The sequence below is a fragment of the Deinococcota bacterium genome, assembly GCA_030858465.1.
In the GTDB taxonomy this organism is placed as follows: Bacteria; Deinococcota; Deinococci; order Deinococcales; family Trueperaceae; genus JALZLY01.
The window spans coordinates 1-13494 of the sequence record JALZLY010000336.1; the positions used below are offsets into that span (position 1 = coordinate 1).

The window sequence follows — 13494 nt, forward strand, 5'->3', positions numbered from 1 at the left end:
CCTGACCTGGGCCCAGGCCTTGGACGAGGGGCGGCGGCTCGATGAGGCCGATGGCAAGCTGGTCGACGCCAGGCTGGCAGCCATTCAAGCGGACGACACCGCCCTCCTTATCTACACCTCCGGCACCACCAGCCTGCCCAAGGGCGTGATGCTCAGCCACGCCAACCTGCTCTGGGCCTGCGAGGCCCTGGTCGCCGCCAACCCCATCTTTGAGCGTGACGAGTTCTTGTCCTTCTTGCCGCTCTCGCACATCGTCGAGCGGCTCATCTCGGTGGTGGCGCCCCTGCGCTTTGGCTATACCGTCAGCTTTACCGAGAACCTGGAGACCATCTTGGAGAACCTGCGCGAGATCAGGCCGACGGTCTTTTTCGCGGTGCCGCGCATCTGGGAAAAGCTCTACTCGCTGATCGAGCTGCACATGCAAGACGGTGACGCCGTGAAGCGGCTGGCCTACCGCCTCTCGCTGCGGGCGGCCCGGCGGCAGGGGGGGGTGCAGGCTGGGCTCGCCCGCCTCGCCGTCCTGCGCCTCTTGAAGGACCGCCTCGGCCTCGACCGGGTCAGGTTGGCGATCTCCGGGGCGGCGCCCATCTCGCCCGAGGTGCTCGCTTACTTTCGCGCCGTCGGCATCGACATCCGCGAGGGCTACGGCATGACCGAGAACTGCGGCCTCACCTCAATCCACCAGCGGCGGGTCAAGCTGGGCACCGTCGGCGAGCCCTTTCCCGGCGTCGAGGTGAGGCTGGCCGAGGACGGCGAGATCCTGGTGAGGAGCCCGGGCGTGTTTGCGGGCTACTACAAGAACCCCGAGGCCAGCGCCGAAGCCCTGCAAGGCGGCTGGCTCCACTCGGGCGACATCGGCTCCTTCGACGAGGACGGCCAGCTGCTGATCACCGACCGCAAAAAGGACCTGATCATCACCGCGGGCGGCAAGAACATCGCGCCGCAGATGCTCGAGAACAAGCTCAAGTCGTCGCTCTACATAGGCGACGCGGTGGTCGTCGGCGACGGGCGCAAGTACCTCGTCGCGCTGCTCGTTTTGGACGAGGACAGCGTCAGCAAGTGGGCCCAGAACCAGAAGATTCCCTTTACCACCTACCGCGACCTCGCCGCCAACCCCGAGATCTACGGGCTCTTGGAGGGCGAGGTGAACCGCGTCAACAGGGCGGTGGCGAGCGCCGAGACCATCAAGCGCTTTGCCGTCCTGCCCAAGCGCCTCTACCACGAGGACGGCGAGGTGACGGCGACCTTGAAAGTAAGGCGGGCCAGCATCGTCGAGAAGTACGGCGACCTCATCGCCTCGCTCTACCGGTGAACGGCTAGCATGCTCTTCCGCCAGCGCTACGAAGAAGACCTGCGCCACATCGGCAGCCTCCAGGCCTGGCTGGCCTCTTTGGCCGTGGCGGCGGCGTTCCTGCTGTTGCCGCTCGTCGCCCAAAACTACCTCGTCTACAACGTCACCCTCTTTATGGTCTACAGCCTGGTGGCGCTGGCGCTCTGTCTCCTGGTCGGCTACACCGGCCAGGTCTCCTTGGGCCACGCGGGCTTTTTCGCGGCGGGCGCCTACACGGCGGGCCTGGTCACGCTGCTGGGCTGGCCGGTCGTGTTCAGCCTGCCCCTGTCGCTCCTCGTCGGCGCCGCGCTCGGCCTGCTCATCGGCGTGCCCGCGCTCCGGCTCCACGGGCCCTACCTGGCGATCGCCACCTTGGGCTTCGGCCTGGCCATCCAGCAGCTTCTCAACAACTGGGCCTTGGTGGGGGCCTCTTCGGGCCTCTTCGTCGAGCGGCCGCGGCTCGCCGGGCTGAGCTTCTGGAACGACGCCACCTTCTACTACTTCGTCCTGGCCGTCTTCGCCCTCTCGCTGTGGCTGAGCTTCAACCTGGTGCGCTCGCACATCGGCCGCGCCTTCGTGGCGGTGCGCGACGCCGAACTGGCCGCGCAGACGAGCGGCGTCAGCCTGAGCTATTACAAGATCCTCGCCTTCGTCCTCTCGGCCGCGCTCACCGCCCTGGCGGGCAGCCTCTACGGTCAACTCGCCCAGTACGTCACGCCCGAGTCCTTCAACCTGCTCCTGTCGGTCAAGTTCCTGTTGATGATCGTCGTCGGTGGCCTCGGCTTCCTGCCGGGCGCCGTCCTCGGCGCGGCCTTCATCACCGGGCTCGAGTTCAGGCTGTCGGCCGCGCAGAACTGGTCGCAGCTCATCTACGGCGCGGTGGTCATCGTCATCATGGTCTTGGAGCCCCTGGGCATCTACGGGCGCTGGCTCAAGATCCAGCGCTACTGGAAAAGCTGGCCGATGTGATGGAAACCTTTCTCCAAGCCCTCGTCAGCGGCCTTTCCGTCGGCAGCATCTACGCGATGGTGGCGCTCGGACTGGTGCTCCTTTACCGCACCACCAAGGTGCTCAACTTCGCCCACGGCGACATGGCGGTCTTAGCGACCTTTCTGGCCTTCGCGCTCCTCAACACCTCGAGCCTCTCCTACGGGCTCGTCTTCCTCCTGACGCTCGCTGCGGCCTTCCTCATCGGCGCGGCGGTCTACCTCCTGCTCGTCAAGCCCGCCAAGAACCAGAGCGCCCTGGGCCAGCTCATCTTGACGCTCGGTCTGGCCCTGGCCCTGAACGGCTTTAGCGCGCTCGTCTTCGGCACCGACAACAAGGCGATGCCGCCGCTCGTCGCGGACAGCATCGTCCGCGTGGCCGGGGTGCGCGTGAGCCTGCTGGCGCTCTTTACCGCCGGTTTGGGCCTCGCGCTCATGAGCGGGCTGTGGGCGCTGCTCAACTTCACCAAGCTGGGCCTGGCGATGCGGGCGGTGGCGCAGCGGCAGGACGTGGCGCAGACGCTGGGCATCCCGGTCAGGCGGGTGGTGATGGCGACCTGGGGCGTGGCCGCGGCGCTGGCGGCGGCGGCGGGCTTGCTGTTTGCGCCGACCGCGCTCTTGAACCCCGCCATGATGCTCGACCCGCTCGCCAAGGGCTTCGTGGCCGCCGTCCTGGGCGGCATGAACTCGCTGCCCGGCGCGGTGCTGGGCGGCTACGTCCTGGGCGTCACCGAGCTGCTGGTGGGGCGCTATGTCTCGCTCGAGTTCAAGGCGTCGTTCGCCTTTTTGGTGGTCATCTTAGTCCTGGTCTTCAGGCCCGACGGCCTCCTGGGCCGGGCCGAGGTGCGCCGGGTGTAAGCCATTGCCTAGCCGGCCGACTTCGGGTATGCTGGAGGGGTCTAAGGTAAGCATAAAGGGCGCGCGAGCGCCGCGAAAGGACGAGCATGAAAACCTGGTTGGCTGTTCTAATCGGCTTGGCTCTGGCCTTTGGTCAGGCGCAAGAGGGCGTCAGCGACAGCAGCATCGTCATCGGCAACTGGGGGCCGCAGTCGGGTCCGGCCGCCGCCTGGGGCACGGTGACGACCGCCATCGAGGCCTATTTCGACTACGTCAACGCCCAGGGCGGCGTCCACGGCAGAGAGCTCCGGCTGGTGTCGCGCGACGACGGCTACGACCCCGCCCGCACCAACGCCGCCGTGCGCGAGATGATCGACCGCGAGAACGTCTTCGCCTTCGTCGGCGGGGTCGGCACCGCCAACGGCCTGGCCGTCCTGCCGCTCATCTTGCGGGCCGGCGTGCCCTGGGTGAGCCCGGCCTCGGGCTCGGTGGTGTTCGCCGAGCGCAGCGAGGGCCTGGTCTTTCCCACCTTCACCAACTACGTGGTCGAGTCGGCGCTCTTGACCCGCTACGCCGCCGAGGAGCTGGGCGTAGAGAACATCGCGGTCTTCTACCAGAACGACGACTACGGCCGCGAGGGGCTGCGCGGGCTCGAGGAGGAGGTCGAGAGGCTGCGCGAGGCGGGCGCCAACGTGACCGTGGGCGACCGCATCTCCTATGAGCGCGGCTCGACCAACATGGCCGTCCAGGCCTTGCGCCTGAGCGGCTCGGGCGCCGACGCGGTGCTCATGTACAGCGACCCCTCGGCCGCCGCCGCGCTCTTGACCGAGATGGGCCGGCTCGACTACCGGCCACAGATCCTCGCCACCACGACGCTCATCGACCCCAGCCTGCTCGCCAACCCCGGCATGCAGGGCGCGCTCTTTTCGACCTTCTTGCGCCTGCCCTCGGTCATCTTGGGCGAAGGCGAGGGCGATCCCGTCGCCGACCGGCTCTTCAATGAGGTGGTCGTCGCCTACGCGCCGCAGATCGCCGCCGACCCCTTCCGCTCGCTGGCCGGCATCGCCTTTGCCGAGCCGCTGGTGGAGGCCCTTCAGGCCGCCGGCCCCGAGCTCACGCGCGAGAGCTTTTTGGAGGCCATGCGGAACCTGGACGGTTACGACGAGGGGCTCTTTTACAACCTCAGCTTCAGGGACCGCGCCCAGGGCAACAACGCCATCTTCTTGTTGCAGATGACGCCGCAGGGCCTGCGGCCGGTCTCGGAGTGGCTCGAGTTCTAAAGAGCCCTTTGGAGAAACGGCTCCTCCTCTAGGCGTGTCCTCCCCCGCTCTCCTCGAGCTCGTGGACGTCACCCTCCGCTTCGGCGGCGTGCTGGCGCTCTCCGGCGTCGGCTTCAGCGTCGGCCGCGGCGAGGTCGTCGCGCTCATCGGCCCCAACGGCGCGGGCAAAACGAGCGTCTTCAACTGCATCTCGGGCCTCTACCGGCCGCAGGAGGGCGAGCTGCGCTGGCAGGGACAGCGCATCGCACGGCTGCAGCCGCCGCAGATCGCCAAGTTGGGCGTCGCCAGAAGCTTTCAGAACATCGAGCTCTTCGGCAACCTGAGCTGCTTGGACAATCTGCTGCTGGGCCGTCACCTGCACGTGCGGAGCAGCCTCCTGGGCGCGCTGTTCAGCACCCCCGGCTGGCGGCGCGACGAGGTCAGGCAGCGCCGTAAGGCCGAGGAGATCTTAGAGCTTTTAGACCTCCAGGCCTACCGCCTGCGCCGCGTCGGCACCCTGCCCTACGGCACGCAAAAGCTCATCGAGGTGGCGAGGGCGCTCGCCGCCGAGCCCAAGCTCCTGCTCTTAGACGAGCCCACCGCCGGGATGACCGCCGAGGAGAAGGACGAGATGATGGCTCGCCTCTTGCGCCTGCAGCGCGAGCTGGACCTCGCCCTGCTGGTGGTCGAGCACGACCTCAGGGTGGTGAGCCGGCTCGCCCAGCGGGTGGTGGTCTTAGACTATGGCCGCAAGATCGCCGACGGCACGCCGCAAGACGTCCAGAGGCACCCCGACGTGATGCGCGCCTATCTGGGCGAGGCGCAACTCGCTTAGCGGTTTTGGCGTTGACAGTACCCGGCCCATCGGCCATGCTTAGCCCTATGACCCAAGCCAAGGCAAAGCGGTTGCACTATCCCCCGGCCCCGACCGCCGAGAGGGTGGACGACTACCACGGCACCCTCGTGGCGGACCCTTACCGCCCGCTCGAGGACCCCGCCGCCCCCCACACCCGGAGCTGGCTCGAGGCCCAGAACAGGCTGACCGAGGAGGTGCTTGGGGGCGTCGCCGAGCGCGACGCGCTACGCGCCCGCCTGAGCGAGCTGTGGGACTATCCCAAGGCCCTGGCCCCCTTCAAGAAGGGCGGGCGCTGGTTTGGGTTCCGCAACAGCGGCTTGCAGAACCAGGACGTGCTCTATGCGCTGGACGGACCGGACGACCCCGGCCGGGTGCTCATCGACCCGAACGCGCTGTCTGCGGACGGCACGGTCGCCTTGAACCCCTGGGCACTGGCGCCGAGCAGGGACGGCAGCCACCTCGCTTACGCCCTTTCCGAGTCGGGCTCGGACTGGCAGACTTGGGGGGTGCTCGAGGTCTCGAGCGGCCAGCGGCTCGGCGACACGCTCTTCTGGAGCAAGTTCTCGGGGGCGGCCTGGCTGCCGGACGGCTCGGGCTTCTTCTACGCCCGCTACGACGCGCCAAAGGCGGACCAGGCCTACACCGGCGCCAACTACTACCAGAAGCTCTTCTGCCACCGGCTGGAGACGGCGCAGGAGGAGGACGAACTCGTCTACGAGCGCCCCGACGAGAAGGAGTGGGGCTTTGAGCCCACCGTCAGCCACGACGGGCGCTACCTCGTCCTCAGCGTCTGGCGCGGCACCGACACCAGGAACCTGCTCTTCTACCGGGACCTCCGGGAGGGCGACTCGGGGGCGGACGGCTTCAGCGAGCTGGTCAGCGACTTCGAGGCCTCGTATAGCTTCGCGGGGAACGTCGGCGGCACCTTCTACCTCCGCACCGACCTGGGCGCGCCCAAGGGCCGCTTGGTGGCGGTGGACCTGGCGCGGCCCGACAAGGAGGGCTGGCGGACGGTCGTTCCCGAAGGCGAGGACGTGCTCCAAGGCGCGATGATCGTGGGCGGCGAGCTCATCGCCCTCTACCTCCACCACGCCAGCCACCGCCTGCGGCGCTTTAGCCTGGAGGGCGAGCCCAAAGGCGAGGTCGCCCTGCCCGCGCTGGGCTCGGTCACCAGCCTGCACGGCGAGCCGGACGAGGAGGAGGCCACCTTCGACTTCACCTCCTTTCTCCAGCCGACCACGCCCTACCTCTTCAATGTCAGGACGGGCGAGACGCGCACGCTGGCAGAGCCCGCGCTGGCTTTCGACCCTAGCCCCTACACCACCCGCCAGGTCTTCGCCACCAGCAAGGACGGCACCAGGGTGCCCATGTTTTTAGTCCACCGCAAGGACCTGCCGGACGGGCGCAACCCCACCCTGCTCCCCACCCTGCTCTACGGCTACGGCGGCTTCAATATCTCCTTGACCCCGAGCTTCGCCGTCAGCCGCCTGGTCTGGCTCGAGCGCGGCGGGGTCCTGGCGGTCGCCAACCTGCGCGGCGGTGGCGAGTACGGCGAGAGCTGGCACCAGGCGGGCATGCTCGAGAAGAAGCAGAACGTCTTCGACGACTTCATCGCCTGCGCACAGTGGCTCATGGATGAGGGCCTCACCGCGCCTGAGAAGCTCGCCGTCCAGGGCGGCTCCAACGGCGGGCTGCTGGTGGGCGCCTGCATGACCCAGCGCCCCGAGCTCTTCGGCGCCGCCTTGCCCGCGGTCGGGGTGATGGACATGCTGCGCTTTCACCAGTTCACCATCGGCTGGGCCTGGGTGCCCGAGTACAGCTCGGCCGACGATCCCGCGGGCTTTAGGGTCCTGCGCGCCTACTCGCCCCTCCACAACCTGAAGCCCGGCACCCGCTACCCCGCCACCTTCATCACCACCGCCGACTTCGACGACCGGGTGGTGCCCGCCCACTCCTACAAGTTCGCCGCCGCCCTGCAGGCCGCCCAGGCCGGTGACGCGCCGGTCCTGATCCGCGTCCAGACCAAGGCCGGCCACGGTCTGGGCAAGCCGACCAGGCTCATCATCGAGGAGCAGGCGGACATTCTCGCCTTCCTGCTCCTCGCCCTGGGCGAAACCGGGAGCTGACGGGATGCTCGAGCTGAGGAACGTCGAGAGCGGCTACTTCAAGCAGGTCCTGGTCTTGAAGGGCGTCTCGCTCAGAGTCGAGGCGGGGCGCTGCGTGGCGGTGCTCGGCTCCAACGGCGCGGGCAAGAGCACGCTGCTGAGGACCATCATGGGGCTCATCGACGACGAGCCGCGCAAGGGCAGCGTCCTCTTCCTGGGCCGCGAGGTGAGCCGGCAGGACGCCGAGAGGACCGCGCGGGCAGGGCTCGCCTACGTCATCGAGGGCCGGGGCATCTTCGCCGGGCTGACCGTGCTCGACAACCTCATGCTGGGCGCCTACCACCGCCCGCGGGGCAAGGAGGTGAACGGCGACCTGGGGCGCATCTATGCGATGTTCCCGCGGCTCGAGGAGCGCAAGCGCCAGCCCGCCGGCACCATGTCGGGCGGCGAGCAGCAGATGCTCGCCCTCGGCCGGGCGCTGATGAGCCGGCCCAGGCTGCTCATGCTCGACGAGCCCAGCCTGGGCCTGGCGCCCATGTTAGTCGAGGAGATCTTCGGGGTGATCAGAAGCATCAACGACGGCGGCACCGGCATCTTGCTCGTCGAGCAAAACGCCCACCAGGCGCTGGCCATCGCCGACTACGGCTACGTGCTCGAGGCCGGCCGCATCGTTCTAGAGGGCAGCGCCGAAGCGCTGAGGGCCGACGGCAACGTCCAAGAGCTCTACCTCGGCACGCACACCGTGCAGCGCGGGCGCGTCTACGCAGGTCGGCGGAGGCGGCGCTGGAATTGAAGGTTTGCCCAAGGCCGTCCTTTCACCCCAGATTATGGAGGCGTCATGGTGTGCGCAAGTGTCCGTTTTTTGTACCTTTACTGCAACGACCTAGCCGCAGTTCGCCACTTTTATACCAGTTTGCTCCAGCTCGAAGAATCGTTCTTCGACGAAAACGAGGCGGTCGCCTACCGCTGTGATCGCCTCCAGTTCACCGTGTTCCGGACGGATCAAGCGCTACCCAGCCCCGGCGGTTGGGCCAAGCAACCCGGATGGCATGGTGGCACCGTACCCGCAATCAGTTGGTCGGTCGAGCTCGAGCCGAAGGCGTTCAAGGAAGCGTGGATGAAGATGAAGGACGAGGGGGTGGCTTCGTTCTATGACAGCCCAAAGTGGCTTGGTTATTGGAGCTATCCCGTCTACGATCCGATGGGCCACACGGTCGAACTCAGCTGTCCTACGGATGATCCAGAGATTGGAGCGAGCGAACGCCTGTAGACGCGCGCGGAGCGTTCCGCCGCTCGGTTGGCCTCTAGTGCGTTGCCTTTTCGGGCGCGGGCATCGAAGTGTGGAAATCGTCGTAGAAGCGGCGCATGTAGCCGTCCAGGAGTTCCCTGACCCGCTCGGGCTGCTCGGCGGCCACGATCAAGCCGGCGTGGTGGCGCTTGTTTATGCGCCAGACGATCTCGGGCTCGTGATACGCGCTCAGATCGGGCCACTCCTGTTTGGCGAGCGAAATCAGCACGCCCGCGTAGTCCTGGCGCGGGCTCGGCGGCAAGTAGCGTTCACCGCGCGCCGCGGCCACCTCGAGCTTGGCCCACTCGGCCCACAAGTTGACGCCGGTCGCCGCCTCGACCATGTCGGCGATGTGCGCGCCGCCTACGCGCGCGGCCAGCTCGAGAAAGTAAAGGCGGCCGTCTTGGCCCTGGATGAATTCGGCGTGGCAGACACCGTTTTTGAGCCCGAGCGCCGCCGCCACCTCGCGCGCGAGCCCCGTGAGGGAACGCGCTTCCTCGCCCTCACGGGGGAGCGTCCGGCTGCAAAAGAGGCCGCCGCCGTGCATCACCTCGAAGGGCGGGCTGGTGTAGCGGTGCGCTTCGGCAAAGACGAGCTCACCGTCTTGGACGACCGCATCGACGTGACAGACGCTCCCCGGCACGAAGCGCTCCAGGAGAAAGTGCGACTGCTTGTCGCCGAGCTCGTCGAGCGAGCGCCATACCTCCTCGGCGGCGTGGTGCTTGCGGATGCCGATCGCCGAGGCCTCGGTACGGGGTTTGAGCACCCAGGGCGGCGGCACCCTGTCCATAAAGGCGCGCACGCGGTCGTAGGGAAAGAGCGGGCTGAAGTCGGGCACCGCCACCCCGGCCTCGGCGGCGCGCAGGCGCATCGCCAGCTTGTCGCGCACGAAGCGCACCGCGCTCTCGCCGGTGCCCGGCAAACGCAGATGCTCGCGCAAGAGGGCCGCCATCTCGTGGTCGAACTCGTCCAAGGGCACGATGCGCGCGATCTCCTCGCCGCGCGCCAGGTAAGACACGCCGTTTAGGACGTCGTGGCGGCTGGTGAGGTCGGGCATGTAGAAGACCTCGTCGATGCTCTCCCAGGGCCAGTCGGCCCCGCGCAGGCTCTCGGCGGTCAGGAACAGGACGCGGCAGCCTTGGGCCTTGCAGGCGCGCAAAAAGTCGGCACCCTTTTCATAGCTGGCCACACAGAGGATCGTCGTCGGTCGCGGCTCGTTCATGGCGCCCTCCAGGTCGTTTGGCGCATTCTACCCCTAGGCGGCCCGGAGCTTCAGCGCGGGCTCGGCCAAACCCTCGGCCGGGTCGAGGCCCAGGTGGGTCTTTACCAGCAGCCGCAGCGCTTCAAGCGTCTCGACCCCGGCGAGGTCGGGGCGCATCCGCGCAAACGTCTCGAAGGGCGCAAAGTACTTGAGGAGCTGGCCGCGCATCGCGGTCATGGCGCGGCGTTCGCCGTCGCCGCGCGCCCAGGAGCAGCTCATGGCGCAGTGGCGGTAGGCCAGGCGGGCGACCTCAGCCATGCCGGGCGGCCTCTCGCCGCGCAGCTCGGCAAAGATCCACGGCCGCCCCAGGCTGCCGCGGCCCACCATGACGCCCAGGCCCCAACTTAGGTAGCGTTCGAACTGCGCGCGGCTGGTCACGTCACCCGAGCCGATCACCGGTATCCTTACCGCCGCGGCGACCTCGGCGACCCTTTCCCAGTCGGCCTCGCCGCCGTACTTTTGCGCGGCGGTGCGGCCGTGCACCGCGAGCGCCGCCGCGCCCGCCTCCTCGAGCCCTTTGGCCACTTCCGCGGCGTTGACGCGGTCGAAGCCGAGACGCATCTTGGCGCTCACCGGTACGGGTACGGCCGCGCAGAGTTGCCTCACGATCTCGGCGGCTCGAGCCGGGTCTTGCATGAGCTTGGCGCCGCAGCTCTTGCCGGTCACCTTTTTGACCGGGCAGCCCATGTTGACATCGAGCGCGTCGGGCCGGTACTTGTCCCAAAGGATAAAGCCGCCCGCGGCGACGACCTCGGGCTCGCCGCCAAAGACCTGGATGACCAGCTCGGGCTCGCCGCGGTAGGGCTCGCCGATCTCGATACCGCGCAGGTCGCCGCTGACGAGCGCACGAGCGCTGACCATCTCGGTCACCGCCCAGGCGCTGCCAAAGTCGCGGCAGAGCTTGCGAAAGGGCGCGTCGGTGTAGCCGGCCATCGGCGCCAAGACGGCGCGGCCCTCGGCGAGACGCCGCTGGTAGAAGCTCTTCATCCGCTCAGGCTAGCACAGCCTAGCGCGCCGCAGGCCGGCGCCTCCTAGCGCCGCAACCTCTCATAGCCGAGACCCAGGCTCGCGCCCCAGACCAGGTGCGCCGCGATCATCAGCGCGTTTCGGCGCGGCGGCTGCTCGGTCGCCGACCGCAGGATGCCGGCGGCGGGCAGGAGCCCCAGGTAGCTCACCGTCCACACCGCCAGGCCGAAGCCTACGCCCTTCACCGCGGGCGAGCCCGGCAGCGAGCGCTCGGCGAGGCCGTAGAGGGCGCCCACAGTGGCGCCGTAGTCGAAGTGCGCGACCATGGTCAGGGCGTTGCGCTCGCCCTCGTCCAAGTCGTCTTTGATGCCGACCTCGTCGGCCAGCTTCATGGCGATGCGCTTGGGCGGCAGCGGGTACTGCTCGTGCTCCGGCAGGGCCCGGTGCATGGCGGTCATCGCCAAGGTCATGGGCACGGTCGCCAGCAGCCCGGCCAGGGCGCCCTTCAGAAGTCTTTCCACAGTTCACCTCCTCAGCCAGCCTAGGCTCTAGGCCATAACGGGGGTCTTAAACAGGGGTCTTAAACAGGGGTCTTAACACCCCACGCTGACCAGGGTTGTTCAGGCTTATTTGAGGTCGTACTTGCGCAAGACGTAGAAGGACAAGAGCGCGGCGGGCAGCATGGTGAGAAAGCCGACGCTCATGGCCGCGCCCAGGCCGATCACCTCCTGGAGCCGGCCGATGCCGATGTAGAGCACGCCCGCCGTGCCCCAGGTAAAGCCCATGAGCATGCCCGAGGCGGTGGCCATGGCGTGCGGTGCCAGGTCCTGGGCGCTCACGATCATGAGCGGCAGGCCGCCGTTGACGAGCGCCCCCGCCACGAACACCGCGAGAAAGAAAGGAGCCGTGCCGGGCGGCATCACAAAGATGCTGGCGACCGCCGGGATCGCTAAGAGCATGGTGCCGCTGATCAGCAGCTGCCGGCCCAGACGGTTGCCGAGCATACCCGACAGAATCCCGCCCAGGCCCGCGCCGATGCTGAAGGCGGCGAGCGTGAAGCCGATGAAGGGCGCGTCTCGAGCAACGCCGTAGGAGCTGACCAGCCACAGCGGCATGGCCGAGGTGAAGGTCACGAACGACATGCTGCGCAAGATGCCGGCCAAGCAGAGGATGCCGACCGGACCCCGGAAGAGGGCTATGTCGAGGAGCTTGGGCTGCTTGCCCGGCGCCGCGCGCGGCTGCGGCGGGATGAGCAGGTACATCATGACGCCCAAGACCAGACCGGGCAGCATCAGCCAGGGCAGGTAGCCGAGGCCGTAGTTCGACACGATAAAGAGCGTCACCACCGGCCCCAAGGCGATGCCGAGGGTACCGCCGCCGCTGAAGATCGCCACCGTGAGCGCCTTGTTTCTCTCGCCGCCGGCGTTCCTGGCCATGCTCGTGGAGGCCGGGTGAAAGGCCGCCGAGCCGAGGCCGCCGACGAAGAGCAGCGCGAAGAGAAGATAGACCGACGGCACCACGCCCATCAGGCTGAGCAGGCTCGAGGAGACGATGACGCCCAAACTGGCCACCAGACGGCGCCCGAGGCGGTCGGACAGGGCGCCGAAGAGCGGCTGCGTCACCGACGAGGAGAAGGCCAGCGTCGCCACCAGGACCGCCAGGACCGTCTCGGTGACGCCGAAGCGCGCCTGCAGGGTCGGCAAGAGCGCCGAGAGCATGCTCGAGAAGGCGTCGTTGGTGGTGTGGGTGAGGGTCAAGAAGGCGGTGAGGCTGGTCCCGGCGAGGACGGTGCGGCGCGTAGTGGTGACGGCCATAGCGGCTAGTCTAACGCCGCGGCGCGCCCCGCCGCCAAAGGCTGCATTACCCTCCGTGACCCTCCGCGCGGCCTCTTCGGCAAGCCCTCAGCCGGGCTCGGCGGCGAGTTCCGCCTCACCGTGCCCCTTGTGCTTGTCGGGCGTGACGTAGACCGTCTTCTGCCGGCTGTAGTGGACCGCGCCCAGTGCCGCGCCCTTGGGCTTCCAGAGGTGTTTTCTGAGGGTATAGTCCACCGCCACATTGCTGGAGTCGGCGGCCTGCGAAAAGGCCGCCGCCAGTTCCGCCGCAAACAGCACCGTCTCGAAGGGCAGCTCGCTGCCGTTCGTCTGCACGATGACGTGCGAGCCGTGGTAGCCCTGGACGTGCAGCCACAGGTCGAGGCTCTTGGCCGTCTTCATCGTCAGCAGGTCGTTCTCACGAGCGTTGCGCCCGACCAGGACGAGAAAGCCATGCGGGCTGGTGTAGCGGACGCCGAGCCTGCGGCGGGGCTGGCCCTTCGCCTTGGGGAGGTGGCGTTCGGCCAGCGCCCCCAACTCTTTAGGCGTCAGCAGCGGCAGCTCGGCCAGTCTCTCTTGCAGCTCGGCCAGCTCGCTCTCGAGCCGCGGCGCCTCGGCCAGCGCCCGCTCGAGAGCAGCCTCGCGGCGCTTGGCCTTGCGGTAGAGGGCCTGGGCGTTTTGCACCGCGGAGAGCTTGGGGTCGAGCGCGAGCGTGACCTCCTGGCCCTCAAAGTCCGTCAGGCTGACCGTCTCGGCGCCACCCGGCACTCTGTTAGCGTAGGCCATGAGCAGGTC

13 protein-coding genes are annotated in these 13494 nt (G+C 68.0%); 8 read left to right on the forward strand and 5 right to left on the reverse strand.

The features are described 5' to 3' along the window. The 8 genes from M3498_16555 to M3498_16590 all read left to right on the forward strand — a co-directional run. Nucleotides 1-1312: AMP-dependent synthetase/ligase (locus M3498_16555; protein ID MDQ3460881.1), on the forward strand; the 1312-nt coding region annotated here is incomplete at its 5' end. A gap of 9 nt (nt 1313-1321) precedes the next feature. Beyond that, nucleotides 1322-2299: a branched-chain amino acid ABC transporter permease gene (locus M3498_16560; GenBank protein ID MDQ3460882.1), complete on the forward strand. Its 978-nt coding sequence runs from the start codon at nt 1322-1324 to the stop codon at nt 2297-2299. After that, nucleotides 2299-3174 carry a branched-chain amino acid ABC transporter permease gene (locus tag M3498_16565; GenBank protein ID MDQ3460883.1) on the forward strand — a complete coding sequence of 292 codons (876 nt, stop codon included), beginning with the start codon at nt 2299-2301 and terminating at the stop codon, nt 3172-3174. The genes M3498_16560 and M3498_16565 overlap by 1 nt, the downstream gene beginning before the upstream one ends. A gap of 86 nt (nt 3175-3260) precedes the next feature. Further along, on the forward strand, nt 3261-4433 hold the full coding sequence (locus M3498_16570) for an ABC transporter substrate-binding protein (GenBank protein MDQ3460884.1): 1173 nt from the start codon (nt 3261-3263) through the stop codon (nt 4431-4433). Nucleotides 4434-4467: 34 nt separating this feature from the next. After that, nucleotides 4468-5247, forward strand: a complete 780-nt coding sequence (locus tag M3498_16575; GenBank protein ID MDQ3460885.1) for an ABC transporter ATP-binding protein — start codon at nt 4468-4470, stop codon at nt 5245-5247. A gap of 47 nt (nt 5248-5294) precedes the next feature. Next, nucleotides 5295-7394, forward strand: a complete 2100-nt coding sequence (locus M3498_16580; protein MDQ3460886.1) for a prolyl oligopeptidase family serine peptidase — start codon at nt 5295-5297, stop codon at nt 7392-7394. A gap of 4 nt (nt 7395-7398) precedes the next feature. Beyond that, nucleotides 7399-8166 carry an ABC transporter ATP-binding protein gene (locus tag M3498_16585; protein ID MDQ3460887.1) on the forward strand — a complete coding sequence of 256 codons (768 nt, stop codon included), beginning with the start codon at nt 7399-7401 and terminating at the stop codon, nt 8164-8166. Between the two features lie 120 nt (nt 8167-8286). Further along, nucleotides 8287-8643, forward strand: coding sequence for a hypothetical protein (locus M3498_16590; GenBank protein MDQ3460888.1), 357 nt, complete (start codon nt 8287-8289; stop codon nt 8641-8643). A 34-nt stretch (nt 8644-8677) separates the two neighbouring features. Here the strand turns inward: M3498_16590 and M3498_16595 are convergent, their stop codons facing one another. The 5 genes from M3498_16595 to M3498_16615 all read right to left on the reverse strand — a co-directional run. Beyond that, nucleotides 8678-9883 carry an ATP-grasp domain-containing protein gene (locus tag M3498_16595; GenBank protein MDQ3460889.1) on the reverse strand — a complete coding sequence of 402 codons (1206 nt, stop codon included), beginning with the start codon at nt 9881-9883 and terminating at the stop codon, nt 8678-8680. 33 nt (nt 9884-9916) lie between these two features. Further along, nucleotides 9917-10909, reverse strand: coding sequence for a tRNA-dihydrouridine synthase family protein (locus tag M3498_16600; protein MDQ3460890.1), 993 nt, complete (start codon nt 10907-10909; stop codon nt 9917-9919). 44 nt (nt 10910-10953) lie between these two features. Then, a complete protein-coding gene (locus tag M3498_16605) occupies nt 10954-11409 on the reverse strand; it encodes a DUF1440 domain-containing protein (GenBank protein MDQ3460891.1) in 456 nt (151 codons plus the stop codon). Nucleotides 11410-11514: 105 nt separating this feature from the next. Beyond that, a complete protein-coding gene (locus M3498_16610) occupies nt 11515-12702 on the reverse strand; it encodes an MFS transporter (GenBank protein ID MDQ3460892.1) in 1188 nt (395 codons plus the stop codon). Nucleotides 12703-12789: 87 nt separating this feature from the next. Beyond that, the coding region (locus M3498_16615) for an NFACT RNA binding domain-containing protein (protein MDQ3460893.1) at nt 12790-13494 on the reverse strand (705 nt) is incomplete at its 5' end.